This window comes from Paenibacillus chitinolyticus, assembly GCF_045038035.1.
In the GTDB taxonomy this organism is placed as follows: Bacteria; Bacillota; Bacilli; order Paenibacillales; family NBRC-103111; genus Paenibacillus_F; species Paenibacillus_F chitinolyticus_A.
Window position 1 is genome coordinate 3,653,248 of record NZ_CP173427.1, and the last position, 20,237, is coordinate 3,673,484.

Annotated in this window: 16 protein-coding genes; 4 read left to right on the forward strand and 12 right to left on the reverse strand. The window is 54.4% G+C overall.

Annotated elements, in window-relative coordinates; genetic code table 11:
* Positions 1 to 14: 14 nt before the first annotated feature.
* A complete protein-coding gene (gene hflX / locus ACI48J_RS16220; protein WP_405079250.1) occupies positions 15 to 1,334 on the reverse strand; it encodes a GTPase HflX in 1,320 nt (439 codons plus the stop codon).
* 353 nt (positions 1,335 to 1,687) lie between these two features.
* Positions 1,688 to 2,653 carry an AAA family ATPase gene (locus ACI48J_RS16225; RefSeq protein ID WP_326055180.1) on the reverse strand — a complete coding sequence of 322 codons (966 nt, stop codon included), beginning with the start codon at positions 2,651 to 2,653 and terminating at the stop codon, positions 1,688 to 1,690.
* A 207-nt stretch (positions 2,654 to 2,860) separates the two neighbouring features.
* Between ACI48J_RS16225 and ACI48J_RS16230 the strand changes: the two genes are divergently transcribed.
* Positions 2,861 to 3,574, forward strand: a complete 714-nt coding sequence (locus tag ACI48J_RS16230) for a hypothetical protein (protein ID WP_405079251.1) — start codon at positions 2,861 to 2,863, stop codon at positions 3,572 to 3,574.
* 185 nt (positions 3,575 to 3,759) lie between these two features.
* Here ACI48J_RS16230 and ACI48J_RS16235 read toward each other — a convergent pair whose 3' ends face one another.
* Both ACI48J_RS16235 and ACI48J_RS16240 read right to left on the reverse strand, forming a co-directional pair.
* A complete protein-coding gene (locus ACI48J_RS16235; protein ID WP_405079252.1) occupies positions 3,760 to 4,674 on the reverse strand; it encodes a hypothetical protein in 915 nt (304 codons plus the stop codon).
* Positions 4,674 to 5,684, reverse strand: a complete 1,011-nt coding sequence (locus tag ACI48J_RS16240; RefSeq protein ID WP_405079254.1) for a lipoate--protein ligase — start codon at positions 5,682 to 5,684, stop codon at positions 4,674 to 4,676. The genes ACI48J_RS16235 and ACI48J_RS16240 overlap by 1 nt, the downstream gene beginning before the upstream one ends.
* A 210-nt stretch (positions 5,685 to 5,894) precedes the next feature.
* On the opposite strand from ACI48J_RS16240, the gene ACI48J_RS16245 reads away from it, so the two are divergent.
* The 3 genes from ACI48J_RS16245 (at position 5,895) to ACI48J_RS16255 (ending at position 8,022) form a co-directional block, all read left to right on the forward strand.
* Positions 5,895 to 6,668: a GNAT family N-acetyltransferase gene (locus tag ACI48J_RS16245; RefSeq protein WP_405079256.1), complete on the forward strand. Its 774-nt coding sequence runs from the start codon at positions 5,895 to 5,897 to the stop codon at positions 6,666 to 6,668.
* 45 nt (positions 6,669 to 6,713) lie between these two features.
* Positions 6,714 to 7,583 (forward strand): SDR family oxidoreductase, encoded by an 870-nt coding sequence (locus ACI48J_RS16250; RefSeq protein WP_405079258.1) that lies wholly within the window; start codon positions 6,714 to 6,716, stop codon positions 7,581 to 7,583.
* 217 nt (positions 7,584 to 7,800) lie between these two features.
* Entirely contained in the window at positions 7,801 to 8,022 is a 222-nt protein-coding gene (locus ACI48J_RS16255; RefSeq protein ID WP_009674360.1) for a hypothetical protein, read from the forward strand.
* 144 nt (positions 8,023 to 8,166) lie between these two features.
* Here ACI48J_RS16255 and ACI48J_RS16260 read toward each other — a convergent pair whose 3' ends face one another.
* The 8 genes from ACI48J_RS16260 to mutS all read right to left on the reverse strand — a co-directional run bounded on the left by ACI48J_RS16260 (position 8,167) and on the right by mutS (position 20,223).
* Positions 8,167 to 8,502: a hypothetical protein gene (locus tag ACI48J_RS16260; RefSeq protein ID WP_405079260.1), complete on the reverse strand. Its 336-nt coding sequence runs from the start codon at positions 8,500 to 8,502 to the stop codon at positions 8,167 to 8,169.
* Positions 8,503 to 8,651: 149 nt separating this feature from the next.
* Positions 8,652 to 11,198: a PBP1A family penicillin-binding protein gene (locus ACI48J_RS16265; protein ID WP_405079261.1), complete on the reverse strand. Its 2,547-nt coding sequence runs from the start codon at positions 11,196 to 11,198 to the stop codon at positions 8,652 to 8,654.
* A 152-nt stretch (positions 11,199 to 11,350) separates the two neighbouring features.
* Positions 11,351 to 11,596: an RNA chaperone Hfq gene (gene hfq, locus ACI48J_RS16270; RefSeq protein WP_009674373.1), complete on the reverse strand. Its 246-nt coding sequence runs from the start codon at positions 11,594 to 11,596 to the stop codon at positions 11,351 to 11,353.
* Between the two features lie 56 nt (positions 11,597 to 11,652).
* Positions 11,653 to 12,627 (reverse strand): tRNA (adenosine(37)-N6)-dimethylallyltransferase MiaA, encoded by a 975-nt coding sequence (miaA, locus tag ACI48J_RS16275; RefSeq protein WP_405079263.1) that lies wholly within the window; start codon positions 12,625 to 12,627, stop codon positions 11,653 to 11,655.
* The gene (locus ACI48J_RS16280) at positions 12,621 to 13,394 is read right to left on the reverse strand and encodes a class I SAM-dependent methyltransferase (RefSeq protein ID WP_405079265.1); all 774 of its coding nucleotides are present in this window, start codon (positions 13,392 to 13,394) and stop codon (positions 12,621 to 12,623) included. Before ACI48J_RS16280 ends, miaA begins: the two co-directional genes overlap by 7 nt.
* Before the next feature lie 201 nt (positions 13,395 to 13,595).
* Positions 13,596 to 15,923 (reverse strand): DNA mismatch repair endonuclease MutL, encoded by a 2,328-nt coding sequence (mutL, locus tag ACI48J_RS16285; protein ID WP_405079267.1) that lies wholly within the window; start codon positions 15,921 to 15,923, stop codon positions 13,596 to 13,598.
* 6 nt (positions 15,924 to 15,929) lie between these two features.
* Entirely contained in the window at positions 15,930 to 17,369 is a 1,440-nt protein-coding gene (locus ACI48J_RS16290) for a S41 family peptidase (protein ID WP_405079269.1), read from the reverse strand.
* 130 nt (positions 17,370 to 17,499) lie between these two features.
* On the reverse strand, positions 17,500 to 20,223 hold the full coding sequence (mutS, locus tag ACI48J_RS16295; protein ID WP_405079270.1) for a DNA mismatch repair protein MutS: 2,724 nt from the start codon (positions 20,221 to 20,223) through the stop codon (positions 17,500 to 17,502).
* Positions 20,224 to 20,237: the final 14 nt, after the last annotated feature.

A 20,237-nucleotide genomic window follows, 5' to 3' on the forward strand; every position in this document is an offset into this window, starting at 1 on the left:
CCGTTCCCTCTCCCTTATTCTCCCTGCTTATCCTGCCTGTCCTTCTCTTCCTTAACCTCGTAAGGAGCAAGCAGATACTGCACTTTATCGTAATCATCCTTGTTAATGTTCACCCGGAACGTCAGTACATCTTCCTCCGCCCCGCTTTCCGCCACGTCGCCTACCCGGTACACAAGAGCGATCATATCTCCCTTATCCGCAGGAATACGGAACGTGCGGCTGTCTCCCATCAGCGTTTCCTGAATCAGGAGTCTTACTCTTTCCTGGTCTTCCTCGTCATAGGCGGAGATCCGCAAGTGCGGCAGGTTCGTCGTCAGCATTTGAAGCTCCTGCTCCGTGCACAAGTCGATCTTGTTAAAAAGCACCGCCTGGGGCTTGCCGCTCGCGCCCAAATCGCCGAGCACTTCATTCACTACCCGCATCTGCTCCTCGCGCATCGGGCTGGAGCTGTCCACGACGTGAAGCAGAAAATCGGCTTCGCAGGCTTCTTCCAGGGTGGCCCGGAATGCCGCTACCACATCGTGGGGCAGATTCTGGATAAATCCTACCGTATCGGTCAGCACGACCTCCTTGCCGCTCGGAAGCTCCAGCGTGCGGGAAGTCGGATCGAGCGTGGCGAACAGCTCGTTCTGCACGTACACATCCGCGTCGGTCAATTGGCGCAGCAGGGTCGATTTACCCGAGTTCGTGTACCCCACGAGAGCCACCTGGTAGACACCGGTTTTGCGCCGGCGTTCGCGGTGCAGCGTGCGGTGGCGGACCATCTCCTGAAGGTGCGCCTTCAGCTCGCTGATGCGTCCGCGGATGTGACGGCGGTCCGTCTCCAGCTTGGACTCGCCGGGACCTCTTGTCCCGATGCCCCCGCCGAGACGGGACAAGTTCTTCCCGTGGCCCGAAAGCCGCGGAAGCAGGTAGCTCAGCTGCGCCAGCTCCACCTGCACGATCCCTTCGCGGGTGCGGGCGCGTCCGGCAAAAATATCGAGGATCAGCTGCGTCCGGTCGATAATTTTGACGTCCAGCGATTCCTCCAGGTTGCGGACCTGCGCGCCCGACAGCTCCTGATCGAAGATCGCCGTCGTCGCCTGGTGCTCATCGATCAGGGCCTTCAGCTCTTCGACCTTGCCTTTGCCGATAAACCATTTCGTATCGGCGCTTTCCCGGTTCTGCGTCAGCGTTTCCAGCACTTCGACGCCGGCCGTTTCCGCGAGCTGGATCAGTTCTTGCAGAGAGTAAGCCACGAGTTCTTCATGCTTTTTCATTTTATCCGTGACCAGACTCACAAGAATAGCGCGGTCTTTCATTCCGGTTCTGACTTCATGTCCTGTTTGTTTCATGCAATGTCTCCTTCTGGGTATATGTATCGCCATATTGGTGGGAATTATAGGCTCGTTAGGGGATCTAAATCATCATTATCTCTCATTATTACCTTTTTTACAAAGGTATTCACCAATTTCTTTCGTGTCCGGCGAGGTCTCTTCATTTCATCGCCTATATGGGGTCTTTTCCCGCAGTGTTAAGACGGATGTAAGGCGGAAAAGCAAAAACGGCTGCCAAATAAAAAAACTTATCTTTTTGCAGATAAGTTTTTTCGCCCTTGTCTGTACGGATCGTGCTTCCTAGCCTTAGTCGGCGGTCTTCATGTCAGCCTACGACGCCGCTTAAGCCGTACATTCCCCATTTCGTTGATTTAAGAAACGCCGTACTCCATTTTAAGCTTATTTTCCGCCGCCGTTACATCTTGAGGCAGGATCTCCATCAGGTCCTGCTTGGACGGCTTTTTGTAGCGGCTTAATAACCGGACCGCCTGATTTCTGATCGATTTCTCAATCACGTTGCGTACGAACCGCGCATTATTGAAGTTAAGGCTCGTTTCCTTTTCCATAATAATGATGTCCCTCAGTTTATTGACCGATTCGAGGCGCATCGTGTAGTCACGCTCGTTGATCATCAATTCCGCGATTTGAATAAGCTGATCCACATTGTAATCCGTAAAATCAACCTGAATCGGAAAACGCGAAGGCAGCCCCGGATTTGTTGATAAAAAATAATCGATTTCGTCGGGATACCCGGCGAGGATCAATATAAAATCATTTTTGTGATCTTCCAGGCTTTTTACGAGACAGTCGATAGCCTCCTTGCCGAAATCCTTTTCCCCGCCCCTTGCCAGACTATAGGCTTCATCGATAAAAAGAATGCCGCCGAGCGCTTTTTTAATCAAATCCCTCGTTTTGATGGCCGTATGCCCGATATATTCTCCGACAAGATCGGCACGTTCCACCTCGATCAAATGACCTTTGCTAAGAACTCCCAGGCTTTTAAACAACTTGGCCAGTATTCTCGCCACGGTCGTTTTTCCCGTCCCCGGATTGCCTTTAAAAATCATATGGTAAACCTGCGAATTATCTTTAAGTCCGGCTGCGCTTCTCAACTTGTTGATATGCAGGGTAGCGTACATTTGATAAATAAGATCTTTCACTTCCTGCAGGCCGATCATCGTGTTCAGTTCCTTAAGCGTTTCGTTGAACGTTTCGGATTGGATGTCCAAAGTCGTGCTTTCCGGTTCCTGTATAAGTGGCGCAGCCTCTTGACTGTTGAACACAATATTGATCTGTGAATTGCTTCTGACCGTTATTCGTCTTGAAGTTGCGTCCATTCTCCTCACCTCTTTCGTAATTATATGCAGGGAAGGAACGCGGTCATGCAACAAACTTGGCGGCTGGACGGGCGTGTATTTTAAGGGAGGCTGGCGACCCGGGTGCCGGGTATCCAAACCAACCACCAATTTCCATATAATTGCCATATACTGGAATTCATGTTAAAGTCGCCTTGTGTATTCATCTTTTTATGGGGAAGTGAATCCGTGAACAAATTAATTTCGGCATTGCTTGCGGCGGCCGCTCCGGCAGTCTCTCCGGTCCCTACGGCTTACCCAGCAGCTATAGAATCCGAGTATACGGATGCCGCGACCGGTATCCGGTTCAGCACGTTCAGTATTCTCTCCGGGCACCGGGGAATTACGGATGCGGCCGTTCAATATACAGATCCCAAGCGTAAACAAAAGAGCCTTAACCTGCAAAGTAATCCCTCCCTGCCGCCGACGGAACAAATTTCCGAAGTTTACGATCACTCCGTATACTCCAACGCGGGAACGAGCATAATCGGCTTGAAGCCTAGCCAGAGAGAAAATGACGTTTTTCTAGTCTCCACCGCTCGCGGCAGCAGCAATACCATAACCGAGCCTAAGCAAATAAGCGCTTCTCTGGACATTAGCGGAGTATACAACAGCGGTATCGCCGGTCTTGTAAAGCTGGCCGTAACCGGAAACGCTTCGGGAGAATCCGTTTATACGTGGCCGGATTCCAAGGTGTACACGGCACCCGAAACAGTGCCTTTTCATCGGGATTATTATGGAGCCGTCCAATACGTTCCCTATTCAACACAGGTTCGTCAGACCGATATTTATAAACAATATTACAAATCCATTTATATAAGAGAGGTTCAATATGACCGGGGGATTGTTGAAACGGTTACTTCCAAAGCCCCGAAAACTATAGAATATTCTATTGACTTTTAGAACGCCCCTTAAACAGGTTTAAACCGGGTTTAAGCTTTCCTTTTCCTTATCGCAAAAGTTTCATGAAAAAGCCGGACCATTTTCGGTTTAACCAAAAATAAGAGGGGCGCCTCCGCCCCTCTTTCCTCAATATATTCACTTCAAAAACAGGCTCGCGTCAGATTTTTACCGGCTTAACGAAGTCATCAATCGCGCTCTTCCGTGCCGTCAGCCTGCTCCAACCGACCGGAGTCATCCTCTGCCGAAGCGTCACGATTTTCGTCTTCCTCCGGCGCCGCGGATATTTGCTTCGAAGCTCGGCTCCCTGCCGCGTCCAAATAAAGCGAATCCAGATCGGCACGCCAATCCGCGACAAAGTAGAGGATATACTCCGAAGGCACGCCTGCCATGTCCGCCTGATCCCAATCCCCGGCCAAGTCGGTAAGCCTCAGATCTTCTCCCTTATAGGGCCCCGAGGCAAAAAAATCGTTCGCCCAGTTCAGCTGGAAAAGATGGCCGTCAGGCGCCTGAACCGCAGTAGGCGCGTAGCCCATCCGGATCTCCTGCGCCCAGGACGTGGCCAGCCGGACATCGGCCGGAAGCGTATAAGGAGACGGCTCCACGCTTGCGACCTCGTCGCAAAAACGGATACGGCGGCCGTCCTGCCACAAATCAATCGGGGGCCGGCTTTGAAAACTGACGTACGCCATGTCGAACGTTTCGCCGCGCACGGTCGTCACTCGGCAGGGAACTTCCGCGGAAGTCCGGCCGCCTGCGATGCTGCCTTGAGCCGAGGCCCCGATTTTCTTCAGCTCGTCCCAAATTTCACCGGATACCTCGTAGGTGCCCGCATTCCAATGCTCCACCAGCCCGGCTTTGGAAGGGTGAATATACGACATCATAATGCCGTCCCTGCCCAGGTACCATCTGCTGCCGCAATTTTCGCATGCGTATTCCCAGCCGTGCTTCAGCTGTCTCTCGATCTTGAGTGCCCGCTGCACCTGCTTCGACTCGGCATCGTGGCCGTGCTGGAACCGGGCCCAGTTAAAAGAAATGTACTTCTTGCCGCTGCACTGGGGACATGCCGCCGGAGGCGATGATTTGCGGGAGAGACGAGGCATTACGCCTCCTCTCCTTTCAAAGTCAGCAGCCCGATAAATTCTTCCTTGCCGACTGCGCCGAAATAGGCGGTAATATCCGTCCCCTCGAGAGCCTGTTCCAGCGACTGGGTATCGTACTTCACGCCGGTAAGCAGGCGTTCGATTTCCTCGACATCTTTGACCCCGAAGAAGTCCCCGTAAATTTTCATTTTACCGATGCGGCCTTCCTCCAGATTCATCCGTACATCAATCGTTCCCACCGGAAAACGTTTGGAATTGACGAGCTCGCTTTTCGGCGATTTGCCGTAATTCCAATCCCAGTTGCCGTAGCGCTCCGCCGAAAGCTCGTGGATCGCCTTCCAGTCCTTCTCCGTTAAAACATACTGAGGCACTTCCGACGCGCTCATACCGAAAATATTTTCCAGAAGCTCTTGTCTGAATTCTTCGACGGTCATGGGCTTCTTAAGGAATTCCGTAATGTTGGCGACACGGCTGCGGATGGATTTGATGCCTTTGGATTGAATTTTGTCCGCTTTGACCCGGAGCGCCGAAACGACATGCTCGATATCCGACTGAAAAAGCAGCGTTCCATGGCTGAACAAGCGTCCTTTCGTCGCGAACATGGCGTTGCCCGAAATTTTGCGTTCTCCCACCTGAATATCGTTGCGTCCGCTCAGGTCGGCATCCACCCCCAGCTTGCGCAGGGCTTGTACAACCGGCTCCGTGAATTTACGGAAGTTATGGAACGATTCGCCGTCATCCTTGGTGATGAAGCTGAAATTCAGATTGCCGTGATCGTGATAAACGGCTCCGCCACCCGACAAACGTCTAACGACGTGAATCCCGTTCTGTTCCACATACTCCGTATTGATTTCCTCCACCGTATTCTGATTTTTCCCAATAATAATCGAAGGCTCGTTTATGTAAAAAAGCAGATAGGTTTCGTCTGCAGGCAAATTTTTGAGTGCATATTCCTCTATCGCCAAATTGATTTGCGGTTTTGTAATGGATTGATTGTCGATAAACAGCATAGGGACCTCCACAGCGTTTTTCTTTTATTTTAAATCATTTTTGTCGAAAAAGATATTTTCATGCCGGCGGCGGATCTGATCCTGTAAATGCTTGAATAAAAAGTAAGAACCATGTATTTTTATACATAACTATGCATGTTTATAAAATGCCGGCTCGTTTAATTGTTTCCCCTGTGTGGTAAAGACGAGTTAGGTCAAGGAGATGACCCGATGAACACGAAGACGGATTGGCTTGCTTTGGAAAAATGGGCCGCGGACCAGTGGCCGCCGGAAGAAAGTGAAGCGCTTGGCCATTGGCGCTTGAGAGCGTCGGGCGGGTTTACGAAGCGCGCGAACAGCGTGCTTGCCGTCGGAGACCTGCCGGATGATCCGGACTGGTACGAGCGGATACGCCGCTTCTATTCGGACCGCGGGCTGCCAGCCGTGTTTCATATCAGCGATTCGTCTCCGCCGGAGCTGGATCTCATGCTGGCAGACAAAGGCGGCATCGTTACCGCCCCCTGCCTCGGCATGATGGCTCCGGCAGCGGAAATGAACGCGAGGCTGCGTCCGCATCAAGACCGTACCGACGTCGCCGCCGAGCTGCTTGCGGCCCCGGACCCGGCATGGATGGAAGATTACATGCTGCTGGAAGGTCACGCCGAGGAAGCTCGCCCCTTCTACGAAGGTCTGCTGGAACGCATGCCCGCTCCGAAGGTCTTCGTCCGTCTGATGTCGGACGATGGAGAGACCGTCGCTCTGGGTACGGCCCACGCCTCCGGCGGCCGGGCGATTCTGTCCAATATCATTGTCTGGGAAGACCGCCGGGGACAAGGCTTCGCGAAAGCCCTGCTGGCTCATTTGGCTGCCTGGTGTGCCGACAGCGGCGCCCGGTCGGTCTTTCTGCAGGTACTGCAGGACAACGCGGCCGCGCTTCATTTGTATGAAAGCGCAGGATTCCAACCCGAATTCAAGTACCATTACAGGGTTTTGCAGCAAGGTTGATTTTTCCGTGAAAGGTAAGCTAAAAACAGAAAGGAGACGGTTTTCATGACGACGAACAATGAGCAGAAGCAGACATTCCCGCCGCAGCATCAGAACAATCAACCCGGTATTGAGACGCAAATGACTCCTCAGCCGCAATTCGAGGACAGCAAATACAGGCCGGCCGGCAAGCTTAAAGGCAAGGTCGCGCTCATTACCGGCGGTGACAGCGGGATCGGACGGGCAGTCGCCGTGGCTTACGCACAAGAAGGGGCGGACGTCGCCATCGTTTACTTAAGCGAGCATTCGGATGCAGAGAAAACCAAGTCCCTTGTAGAGCAGGAGGGCCGCAAATGCCTTCTGATTCCCGGAGACCTCGGAGACGAATCCTTCTGTAAAAAGGTGATCGACCAGACTGTCAGCGGGCTCGGCAAGCTCGACATTCTCGTCAATAACGCGGCGGAGCAGCATCCGCAGAACAGCCTTGAAGATATTACGGCGGAGCAGCTCGAAAAAACGTTCCGGACCAACATTTTCTCGATGTTCTTCCTTACGAAGGCGGCTCTCCCTCATCTAAAAAGAGGAAGCGCCGTTATCAACACGGCTTCCATCACCGCTTATAAAGGAAACCCGACGCTGATCGACTACTCGTCCACCAAAGGGGCCATCGTTTCGTTTACCCGCGCGCTCTCCCAATCCGTAATCGAAAAAGGGATCCGCGTAAACGGCGTAGCACCGGGACCGATCTGGACACCTCTTATTCCTTCCACCTTTACGGAGGACAAGGTAGCTGCTTTCGGTTCGGATACTCCTATGCAAAGAGCCGGACAGCCCGAGGAGCTCGCTCCGAGCTACGTCTTCCTTGCTTCGGACGACTCTTCCTATATGTCGGGGCAAATTCTTCACGTCAACGGCGGCACCGTCGTTAACGGTTGAGCCGATACCGGCAGGAAGTTAACGATAAGAACTGACGAAGAGACATTCTCTCGTCAGTTTTTTGCTGTCCGGACCCGGATATCTTGACAATTCTGTTAAAAACCAAAAAAAGACAGAAATATTTCTGCCGAATTGTCCGATATGGCTTGTCTTTTATTGGTAAATGGGGTATCTTACTAGAGTAGTAAAAATTTGATAGAGAAAGGAGGCGACAAAGATGGAAAAAATGTGCATGCAAATGATGATGACCATGTGTATGGATGAAATGATGTGCAAAATGAACACCATGAAATCCATGATGGACAGCATGATGCAAATGAATATGATGTCTGAAATGAATATGGATATGGACATGATGATGGGCAAAATGCAAGAGTGCGACGAGAAAATGACGATGATGATGAAGATGATGAGCGAAATGAAACAAATGTCTATGTAATCCGGACTTTCTAACTGAATCCCCTATTCATCCCACAATGAGTAGGAGCATCATCTCGGCAGAGCGGACGACCGCATGTCTTTTTTTTTGCCTTTTTAAGGCTTTCTGCCGTAAGAAGCCGAATGACTTCAAAACATGCTAGTCTTACTTGACCGCTAATATTTTCTTCGATATTTCAATCCTCTGCGATTTAAGAACCCATACTTGCTCCCGGATCGTTTCAATCTGAGTGCTGTCCTTGCTTTGCCTCAGCTGTTCGAACAGCTCCAGCATTTTCAGATTGATCGAATCATACATCTTCCAAAGATCTTGTCTCAACCTCGCCCGAATTTCCTGCTGGACGTAAATGTCTCTGAACTTGAGCATTTCCATTATCGCTTGCTGCCACTCTGTATCTCCAAGAGAGCCGGCGTAATTATACAGGTCCAGATGATCATCTACCCATTTACGGGACCATTCTTGTACAGAGGGGGTTCGCATGACCATCAGCTCCTTCAACACCTTATACCTAGTATTATACTGGGATTAATAAGAAATACAAGAGGCGAATTGAAATAATTTACATCTATTTTCAGCTCATAAAAAAACACCCCTTACCTGTTAAGTAAGGGATGTTGAATGTACGGCTGCTAGCCGTTATTTTGCTGCCGGTCACCGTCTCTGGAACCCGAGGTTCCCGATCCTGCCGGTTCAGACGGCGATGGGGGCGGTGTCGGAGAAACAGTTCCGCCGGAACTGCCGCCGTTTCCTGTGCCGCTGCCCGTATTGCCCGGATTTTTATCTTTGTCTTTATCTTTGCCGGGATTGCCGTTTCCATTTCCATTTCCGTTGTTATTCCCGTTTCCGTTGCCGTTGTTATTGCCGTTTGCATTCCCATTGCCATTCCCGTTATTGTTTCCATTGCCGTTTTCTCCGTTGTTATTGCCGTCCGGATTGGATGGCGTCGGAGTCGGCTCCGTTCCCGGAATGGTAACGGACGCAACGTTGGATTGAACCCCTGCGGCGTCTCCGTTGGCCGGAACGACATAGTACTCGTAAGTGCCGCCGGGCTGGACGGTTTGATCCATGTATTCCGTTGAGTTGGAAGGCGTAAGCTGGCTGAAGTCTGTTTCCCCCGGGCCTTTGCGGAAGACCTGGTAGGCGCTTGTTCCTTCGGCAGCCGTCCAGCTCAAGCGCACGCCGCTGTTTTGCCAGCCCGCTCTCAAGTCCGTCACGCTCTTCTTCTCTTGGACCGGAGGCTTCTCCTGCTCGATTTGTTTGCCTCCGCTTGGACGCTCGAAATCTTTTACAGGAATGCCCTTCATCGCTTCGGCCATGACGGCGCTAAAGACCATGTTGGCGCGGTCCGAATAATTTTTGCGAATATAGTGCTTCGAATCCGTCTTGTCGAAACCGGCCCAGACAGCTCCGGTCCACTGAGGCGTATAACCGACGAACCAGATATCGCGGTAGTGGGATTCCAGCCCCTTCAAATCCAGCTGGGTCGAACCTGTTTTACCGGCGAGAGGACGACCGAAATCCGCTTTTACACCCGTTCCGCCGCTGGATACGACTTCTCTCATCATTTGGGTCATGTACCAGGATGTTTTCTCGCTCATCACTTTCTTCGGATCGGCTTTATAATCGATTACGGTTCCGTCGCTTTTCTCGATTTTCAAGATCGCGTGTCCCTGATTATAAACGCCGTTGTTCGCAAAGGCCGCATAGGCTTGCGCCATCTGCAGCGGAGACTCCCCTTTGGTCATACCGCCCAGGGCGATGGCCAGATTATTGTCGTTTTCGTCGAACGTAATGCCGAGCTGCTTGGCGAAGTCTTTACCGGTGTTGATGCCGATTTTGCTTAACGTCCATACGGCCGGAATGTTTTTGGATTTCTTGATCGCATAGGTCATATCGACTTGGCCCAGGTACTGCCCGTCATAGTTTTTCGGGGCGTATTTGCCGAATTCCTGTTTCGTGTCGTCCAGAATGGACGTAGGCAGGTAACCCTTCTTCTCGATCGCAGGTGCGTAAACAACCAGCGGTTTAAACGAGGAGCCCGGCTGCCGCGGCTTATACGCACGGTTCCACGTTCCCGATTTATAGTCCCGGCCGCCTGTCATGGCGACGATTCCGCCGCTGGCGTTATCGACAATGACCATTGAGCTCTGCATCGGCTGCTCCGGTCCGTCCGGCTGGAACAGCTTCGCGTTCGTGTACGCCTTATCCATTGCCTTCTGAGCCGTGCTGTTCAGCGTCGTATAAATTTTATACCCGCCGTTCGAGATCTGTTCGTCCGTGACCCCATATAAATCGTAAGCTTCTTTGATGACGTAGTCACGGAAGCTCGGGAACAGGTTGCTTTGCGCAACCGGTGTCTGGGCTTTAGGATCGTAATCGACCGCCGCCGCCTGGGCGCGTTCCTCTTCGGTGATCAACCCTTGATCCGCCATAAGTCTGAGAACGACGCCTCTGCGGTCTTTGGACGCCTCGGGATCCGAGATCGGCGAATACTTCGAAGGTGCTTTCGGAAGACCGGCCAATGTTGCGATTTGCCACAATTGAAGCTGGTTGAGATCGGACACGCCGAAATACCGTATCGCCGCCGCTTTTACCCCGTAAGCCTGGCTGCCGAAGTAAATCCGGTTGAGATATTTCTCCAGGATTTGTTCCTTGGTATACTGATTGTCGATGGCCAGCGCGATGGACATCTCGGTCCCTTTGCGGAAAAACGTCTTATCCGAGTTCAGGAATACGTTCTTCGCGAGCTGCTGGGTGATCGTACTGCCCCCCTCGACTGCGCTCCGGGCGATAACGTCTTTGACGACCGCACGGCCGAGCGACCAGAAATCAACCCCGGCATGTTCGAAAAAGCGGCGGTCTTCCGTCGCCACGAAAGCATTCACGAGCTGCTTCGGAAACTGGTCGAACTTGACGTTCTCGCGGTTCTCCTTAATGACCTTGGCGATTTCCTGTTTGTCGGCATCATAAATAACCGAAGCGCCCAGGGCATCGTCCAGTTTGTCTATGTTCGCATTAAGGATTTTAAGACCATTCAAATAAACGACTAAATAAATGCTCATCGCGCATATAAGCGCGAGAAGGGCGGCAATAATCACACCCAATATAACCTTCGCCGCATTCCCCTTTTTTTTCGGTTTCTTGCCTTTCGAAGGCGTTTTACTGCTTGCTGCCATCAACGCTCCCTCTCTTTCTGTGCATGGCTCTCTCTCGGGCAGGCTGCCTTGCAAAAGTGTCAACCTAGTAAAAGAACAACCCTATAAAATAAGGTTGTTCCGGACGGTTCTTTAATTTAGACGAAGCAGGTAAACAAAAAGTTGCCGACTGCTTACTCGGCAGCAGACTGCTCAGGCGCCGGCATCAAAGATACGGAACGCTGAGGCGTAAATGTGGAGATCGCGTGCTTGTACACCATTTGCTGTCTGCCGTCGCTGTCGATAATGATCGTAAAGTTGTCAAAAGCGCGGATCAACCCTCTGATTTGAAACCCGTTGGTCAAGTATACGGTAACGGGAATGCTTTCTTTACGGAGCTGGTTCAGAAAATTGTCCTGAATATTGATCGATTGTTTCATCAGAAGGTCCCCCTTAACATAATCAAACTAAGCCAAGTCTAAAAGCAAGCGTTTGCTTATGCATTATATTCGTTATCGTGTACAAACTTTCCTGTTATTATAGCATGGAAATGTTCGAGATGCCCAGAAAAGTTTGCGGTATCCGTGACGTCTAACCACTGGATATCCTTCATGTGACGGAACCAGGAAAGCTGCCTTTTGGCAAAGTGTCTCGTGTCCCGTTTCAAGAGTTCGACCGCTCTTTCCAAGGAGATCTCCCCGTCCAGGTAAGAGACCATTTCCTTGTAGCCGAGGCCCTGCATCGCAACCGATTGGCGGGGGACTCCGCTTTCGAGCAGCCTTTTCACTTCATCAACCAGCCCTTCGGCCATCATGATGTCGATTCTCTCTTCGATGCGCCCGTACAGCAGCTGACGGTCCATGGTCAGTCCGACTATACATAGTTCGTAAGGGGATTCTTTTTTCTGGGCGGCGTTATGGGCCGATAACGGTTTTCCCGTCAGATGATACACTTCCAGCGCGCGGATGACGCGCCGCCGGTCGTTGGGATGCAGCTTAAGCGCGGAATCCGGGTCCACCTCGGCAAGCGTCCGGTGGAGAGCTTCATCTCCATGCTCCTCCGCGAACCGATTCTTCTGGAGGCGGAATTCCTCGTCCGCCCCGGCTTCCAGAAACTGATACTCGTAGCAGACGGATTCCACGTAGAGTCCCGTCCCGCCGACGAGAAAAGGCAGTTTCCCCCGCTCCGTAATCTCAGGCACAAGCTGCCTGACGCGCTGCTGAAACTCGGCTACGGAGTAAGGGTAACCGGGATCGTGAATATCGATCATATGATGAGGGATTGCGGCCCTCTCTTCGGGCGTCGCTTTCGCGGTCCCGATATCCATCCCTCTGTAGACCTGCATGGAATCCCCGGAAAGGATCTCGCAGTTCCACCGCTCCGCTATTTCAAGGCTCAGCTTTGTTTTGCCGACCGCAGTGGGGCCGATCAGAACAAGCAGCTTCGGTTTGGCGCCTGGGCTGTTCAGCATCGGATCACCCCGTATGCCAGCTTGCTGCCCGTAGGGACAGTCTCCCGGAAACCGAGCCGCTCGAATTCTCCGCTTTGCCGGCCTTCCTTGAGGATGACGCAGCGCCGGGCGACACGCCGGGCTTCTTCCACCGCGGCCGCTTCCAGAGGGCGGTCGTCCGCCGCACTGCGCAGAGGCGACAAACCCGAAGACTCCCGGATCGGCGCCCGGAACATCGGATCGAAATACACGATGTCGCAGCTGTTGTCCTGCATGGCGCGCAGCCCGTCAAGATGATCTCCCTGCCGGATGGCGACGCGCTTCATAGCGGCGTCGAATTCGGCTTCTCCCGTCCGGTAGGACGTGAGGCCCTGCTCGAGCAAATAAGCCAGAATCCGGCCATGTTCCCAAGCCGTTACGGAGCCTTCTTCCCCCACTGCGAGGGAAAAAAGGATCGAATCGGAAGCGAGTCCGGCCGTGCAATCTACAACGGCATCGCCGCGGTCCGCTCCCGACAATTGAAGAAGCGGATCGGAAGAACCCTGCCGAAGCCGTTTGTAGCGGACCAAGGCCATGCTCGGATGGAAAAAGAGCGCGTGAGGACCGCCGAAGTCATATTTTAAGCCTTCCTTCGTAATCAGAAGGATTTCGTTTTCTCCGAAACGCGTACGCAATCCGGAAAGCGTCTGCCGTTTTCGCGGTACAAAGCGGCCGTCCAGCGTCCGGGCTGCGGCGATCGCTTTGTCCACGTCTTCGGAGGCTGGGTCGTAAGATGTGGTTACAAGCACAACATTCCCTCATTATCCGTTAGCGAGTTTTAAACCGATGACGGGACGGTCGCCCGTTCCGCCAAAGGACATGTACACCATATCACAAAGACTTTCCGCACGTCAAAACGCGTGTTCGCATCGTCTTAAGCAGGCAGCAGGCCGGAAAGCGCGCTGCATCAGTGCATTTGCCGCTTCAATCAAGCGGATGGATACCAACTTTTACATGACGCGTTTGAACATTTTCTCCAGCTCGTAGGTCGAAAACGAAATGACGATCGGTCTGCCGTGAGGACACGTATAAGGATTGCCGCATCCGCCCAAGCGGTCAAGCAGCGCTTCCATTTCCGCGGTACTCAGACTCTGGTTGGCTTTGATCGAAGCTTTGCAGGAACATAGCGTGGATGATTTTTCACGCAGCTTGGACAAGTCCACTCCCTTGCGCTCCGTCAAAATCCATTCGCACATTTCCTCTACGATCGCCTGCTCGTCTCCTGCCGGAAACCAGTGCGGGTAGGCTCTCACCAGGTACGTATTACCCCCAAAAGCTTCCAAATAAACGCCTACCTGCTCCAAAAGCGGCAGCTTGTCCCGAAGGGCTTGAAAATCCGCCGAAGTAAACTCCAGCGGGATCGGAACAAGAAGCTCTTGGCTGGCTTCCTGGGGTTCTCCGAACTTGGTGTAGTAGTATTCGTAATTAATCCGCTCGTGGGCGGCATGCTGGTCGATCATATAAAAGCCCGCTTCGTTCTGGGCGAGCAAATACGTGCCGTGCAGCTGGCCGATCGGCGAAAGCGACGGGAAATCCGGCCGCTTGAGCGCTTCCTTGTCGCTGCGCGTAGGCAGCGCGGCAAGCAGGCTCCCCGCCGCTTCGCGGGAGTATGGCCGGTCGTCCTGCGCCGGTGCGCGGCCGGTCCGGCCTCCCGTGGCGGCGGCCCCGGAGCCGTCCGGAGCGCCGTAGGGCTCCACTGCGGACGGCCGGGATTGCGGCTCGCGCAGGCGGGAAGCTCCCGCATGCTGCGCGGCAGCCGTGGACACGCCGCCCGGGACTGCCGCGTCCGAGGCGGAGCCTGAGCGCCGATGGCCCGCCGCGCCCGGCCCGGACGAGCCCGCGGCTTCGCTGCCGGCGTCCTGCGCCGCGCCGCCCGGTGGCCTGTGCGCCGTTTCGGCCCCGGCCTGAGCGCGGGTTGTTCCGTCAGCGGGGAGCTGCCGCTCCCGCCCGCCGTCGCCGTCCGGTGCGCCGGTCTCTGCCGCGGAGCCTGCCGATCCGGCTCCGCTTTCGCCGGCGGCATCGGGCGGAGCAAGCGAGTCGAGCGAAGCCAGGCTGCGCCGGCGCTCGTCCGCCTCCTGGGCGGTGTCACGCCCTTCCCCGGCCCCTTCGCGGTTGTCCGCGGAAGCCGGAGCTTGTCCATCCGCGGGGACGGACAGCTGTTCTCTCCACTGCGCCGGTGTAATTCCCTGCTTCAGCAGGGGGTCGGCCTCCGGCCGGTACAGCGTCATCGTCTCCTGAACGAACGATTCCTTGATCCGTGCGGAAGCCTGAACGCCTTTCGGAATAAGAACCTGACGCCCCAAAGCTTCTTTGATCATGTCCTCGATCATTTTTACCAGCTCCGGCTCTTTGCTGAAACGGACTTCAAGCTTGGAAGGATGCACGTTTACATCTACAAGAGAAGGGTCCATCTCAATATGCAGAACGACCACCGGAAAACGATTGATCGGAAGAAGCGTATGGAATCCGTTCATAATGGCATGCTGCACGGCAAAGCTCCGCACGTACCGGCCGTTCACCATAATGGACATGGCGCTGCGGTTCGCCCGGTTCAGCTCGGGACGGGAGATGTAGCCGGAAATTTTGTAATCCAGGCTCTCTCCTCCGACCGCGATCATCTGCTTGCCGACAGCCGACCCGTACACGCCCGCGATAACTTGAAGCAGGTCGCCTCCGCCGAGAGTTTGCAGCAGACTGTTGCCGTTATGCTTCAAGGTAAAAGCGATTTCCGGGTGCGCCAGCGCGAGCCGGTACATATAGTCGGAAATATGACCCAGCTCCGTCTGGATGGTTTTCATATATTTCAGCCGTGCAGGAGTGTTATAAAACAGCTCTTTGACCGAAATATCCGTCCCTTTGCGGGCGGACGTTTCTTCCTGCGTTACGACGTCCCCGCCTTCTACGGCAAGCTTGCGCCCGAGACCGCTGCCGTCCGTCGACGTCACGAATTCCGTCTTGGAAACGGCCGCGATACTAGGGAGCGCCTCACCTCGAAATCCCAAAGTGCGGATGGAAAATAGATCTTTGCCAGACTGAATTTTGCTCGTCGCATGGCGGTAGAAAGCCAGCTCGCAATCCTCGCTCTCAATTCCGGAACCGTTATCGGTTACACGGATGAGCTGCAATCCGCCTTCTTCCGCCACGACATCGATGCGGCTGCTTCCGGCGTCAATGGAGTTCTCTACCAGTTCCTTCACGACCGATGCCGGACGCTCTACTACTTCGCCAGCTGCGATTTGGTTGGCGATATGCTCGTCAAGAAGCCGAATTTTGCCCATCTTAACCTACTCCTTCTCCGTTTCCAACTGCAAAAGATTATCGGCATCCTCCCAGTGCAGCTGCGGATAGATATCGTCGAATTTATCCAGATTGATGTAGCTCGTCCCGTTCTTAAGCAGAAGGGTGTCGGGCGACATCGCGAATGTGTGAATTCCTTTGCCCGTGCTTATGTTAACGGCCTGCGCGGTCTGATTCCACTTGATATCGGCGCCGATCAGGGCCGCCAGCGTACGGGAAGCGACGAATACGCGGCCTCCTTCGCGGATCGGTCTGTACGGCTCCGTCACTTCCACCTGATTGACGGTTACGTCATGCTTGGTTACCCGCACCTGGAAGGAATTCGTTCCCGCTTTGCGCAGGGCCGTAATGAGCTGGGCCGTATAGCCGTCCGCTTCGATGTCGGGCGCAATGCCGACTCCGTTGACCGGCTTCATTTTGGGCGTCAAATATTCTTCGAAGGTCACCTTCACGGCGCTTTCGTCGCTGAGACTGTGCAAGCTCTGCATGCTCCCCTTGCCGTAGCTCTTCATCCCGATAACCTCGGCAACTCCATAGTCTCTCAGGGCACCGGCAAGCATTTCGGAAGCGCTGGCGCTGTTTTCGTTCAGCAGCATGAATACCGGAAGGTTCTGAGTCGTCCCGCCTTTGATTTGCAGAGGCGTATCTTCGTTGTTACGGTTTTTCGTATGGGCGAAGACGCCTTCCTTGATGAACTTGGAGGCGATATTCTGCGCCGATTCCACGAGACCGCCCGGGTTATCGCGCAAATCGATGACCAGCGATTTCATGCCCATTTTTTGCAGGGCCGAAAACGTCGCATCGAAGATTTCATCGGCATCGCTTGAGAAGCTGTCGATTTTAATGTAGCCGGTGCTTGGCGTTATGAGGTAGCCCTCCACGTTCGGCAGATGTATTTTCGCCCGGGTTAAAGTCAGGTTCAGCTCTTTGCCGTCACGCTTGACCGTCAGTTCGATTTTGGTTCCTTCGGGGCCGAGAACACCGCTTACCACTTCGCTCAAGTTCTTCCCTTGCGTGGAAACGCCGGCGACTTTCAGAATGTAATCGCCTTTTTTTAGTCCGCCCTTCTCCGCAGGCGATCCATCGAAAATCTTGTCCGCGTACACGCCGATATCGTCGTAACCCATCTGGGCGCCGATTCCGTAATAATTGTTTTCCAGACTGTCCGTAAATTTTTCCAGCTGTTCTTTCGTGAAGTACGTTGTGTACGGGTCCTTGGCGTTAATTTTTTTCAGCATGTCGGCAATGCTCAGACCTTTAAGCTCACCGGCCGTAATCCCGCTTACATGGTATTGGCCGAGTACTTGTCTTACTTCATCCGTTGTCTGCGCGCTCTCCTGAGCCCATGCCGAAGCAGGGATTACCGCACCGAACAACACTGCGGCGGTTGCGGCCGTTTTTAATTTACGAATACCGGGAAAACCCATTCATAATCACCCTTTTATTAAGATACGATGCGACAGGAATACGGAGGCGGACCCTAGGTATCGCTTAATCCCGGCTTCGTGCGTCATCTTGTCGAGAATCATTTAGTTGGAAAAAAACGGTTTTGCGCTGTCAGTTCTGTAGTTTTTTCTTCAGCTCGTAAATGACGTTAATTGCCTGAAGCGGCGTTATGTTTAGCAGATCCAGCGCTTTAAGTTCCTCGATGACCGCTTGCGTCTGCGGGTCCGGCTTGGCGGAAGCCGCTTGTGCCCGGACCGGCTTCGCCTCCTCGAAAAAGCTCAGCTGCTCTACGGCGGAGCGCTGGGAAGCCGCTTCCTCCGGCGCACCGTAAGGAACGCTCGCCTCCCCGGCTCCGGATGCATTCGCGGACGTACGGGCCGCAGGCGCCCCCGTCAGAACGCCCCCGCCGGATGACCCGGCTCCCGGTTCCGGCCCTTCGGCTGCCGCTCGCGCCTCGAAAGTCTGCAAAAGCTCGTACGAGCGGGATATAATCCCGTCAGGCAGACCCGCGATCTGGGCGCAGTAGATGCCGTAGCTCGTACTGGCCGCGCCCCGGATCAGCTTGCGCAGGAACGTAACCTGCTGCCCGCTTTCCTTGACGGCCATGCAGTAATTCCGCAGCTGCGGAAGACTTTCTTCCAGATGGGCCAGCTCGTGAAAGTGTGTGGAGACGAGCGTTTTGCACCCGATCTCGTGATGGAGGAACTCGATGACCGCCTGAGCGATCGCCATGCCTTCTCCTGTCGAGGTTCCCCGGCCCAGCTCGTCGATAATGACGAGGCTGCGCTCGGTCGCCTTCTCCGTCATCACCTGAATGTCCATCATCTCCACCATGAACGTGCTCTGGCCGCCGATCAGGTCGTCGGCTGCACCGATCCGCGTGAAAATACGGTCGATGATCGGAATCTTCGCGCCGCTTGCCGGTACGAAGCAGCCGATCTGCGCCATCAGGCAGATAACGGCAACCTGGCGCATATACGTGCTTTTACCCGCCATGTTCGGGCCGGTAATCAGCAGCATGTTTCCGTCGCCGGCGGTGAGCTTCGTTTCGTTCTCGATGAACGCCCCGCTTTCCAGCACCGCCTCGACGACCGGATGCCTGCCTTCTTCGATGTGCAGATCGTAGCCGTCGCCGATCTCCGGACGGATAAACCGGTTGGACGCGCTCACCGCAGCCAGCGACTGGTACACGTCCAGCTCCGCTATCGCCTCGGCCAGCTTCTGGAGGCGTCCGATCTGCGAGGAAATCCGTTCGCGAAGCTGCACGAACAGCTCGTATTCCAGATCGGTGCGTTTGTCCTCCGCTTCGAGAATAAGCGCTTCTTTCTCCTTCAACTCAGGAGTGACGAAGCGTTCGGCGTTCGCGAGTGTCTGCTTTCGCTCGTAACGCCCTTCGGGAAGGGCCCCCACGTTGGCCTTGGTTACCTCGATGTAGTAACCGAACACTTTGTTATAGCCGACTTTGAGCGACTTGATGCCGGTCGCCTCGCGCTCGCTTCTTTCGAGCTCGGCGATCCACTTCTTCCCGTTGGTGCTCGCTTCGCGGAGCTGATCCAGGTAGTCGTGATAGCCTTCGCGGATCATGCCTCCGTCGCGTACGGACACAGGCGGTTCGTCTTCGATGGCTCCGAGAATCATCTCCGAGATGTCGGAGCAGGGGTCCATTTCGTCGACAAGCCGTTCGAGAACACGGGCGCCCGCACCGGCGCATACGTCCTTCAGACGGGGCACCTGCTCCAGCGAAACCCGGAGCGCGATCATGTCCCGCGCGTTTGCGCTTCCGTAGGCCATCCGGGCGACGAGCCGCTCCAGATCGTACACTTCTTTCAAAACTGTGCGAAGATCGTCGCGCAAAATAAACTGTTTGTACAGCGTCTCCACCGCGTCATGCCGGCTGCGGATCGCATCGGCCTGCATCAGCGGTTTCTCGATCCAACGGCGCAGCATGCGGGCGCCCATGGCGGTGACCGTTTCGTCAAGCAGCCACAGGAGCGACCCCTTACGGCTGCGTTCCCGGACCGTTTCCACCAGCTCAAGATTGCGGCGTGTGAAAGGATCCATCGTCATATACTGCTGGGGCGAGTAGGCGCGGATTTCTTTGATATGGGTCAAGCTCTGTTTCTGCGTTTCATGCAAGTAGGCCAAAAGTAGCGAAACGACGCGTCTTGCGGAGGCGTCCAGCTTCCCGGTCGCCCCTTCTCCGAACTGCGGCGCGAGCTTGTCGTCCGCCGCCCGCTCCCACGCCGTAAACACCGTGGACTTCGCCGTAAGCGGAATCTGGTTCCGGACCCGGTCAAGAAGCGGTCCGTCCCCGATAATCTCAGCAGGAGCGTACGCGTTCAGCTCGTCGATCAGCATTTGGAACGAGTCCGACAGAGAGGTTGCATACAATTCTCCGGTGGACACGTCGCAGGCGCTGAAGCCGTACCGGCCGCCGACCTGTGCAACGGCCGCTATGTAATTGTTGCTCGCGTCTCCGAGCGTCTTGCCGTCCATCACGGTGCCCGGCGTCACGATCCGGACAATTTCCCGGCGGACGACGCCTTTGGCTGCGGAAGGGTCTTCGACCTGCTCGCAGATGGCGGCCTTGTAGCCTTTCTCTATGAGACGGGAAATATAATTGTCCGCGGAATGATAGGGAACCCCGCACATGGGGATCCGTTCTTCCGTGCCGCCGCCGCGCCCCGTCAAGGTTATTTCCAGCTCGCGGGAAGCGTTGATGGCGTCTTCGAAAAACAATTCATAGAAATCTCCCAAACGGAAAAACAAAAAAGCATCCGGCACCTGAGCCTTGATTGCCAGATACTGTTGGATCATGGGTGTGTATTGAGTCATTCTAAACCTCCGAC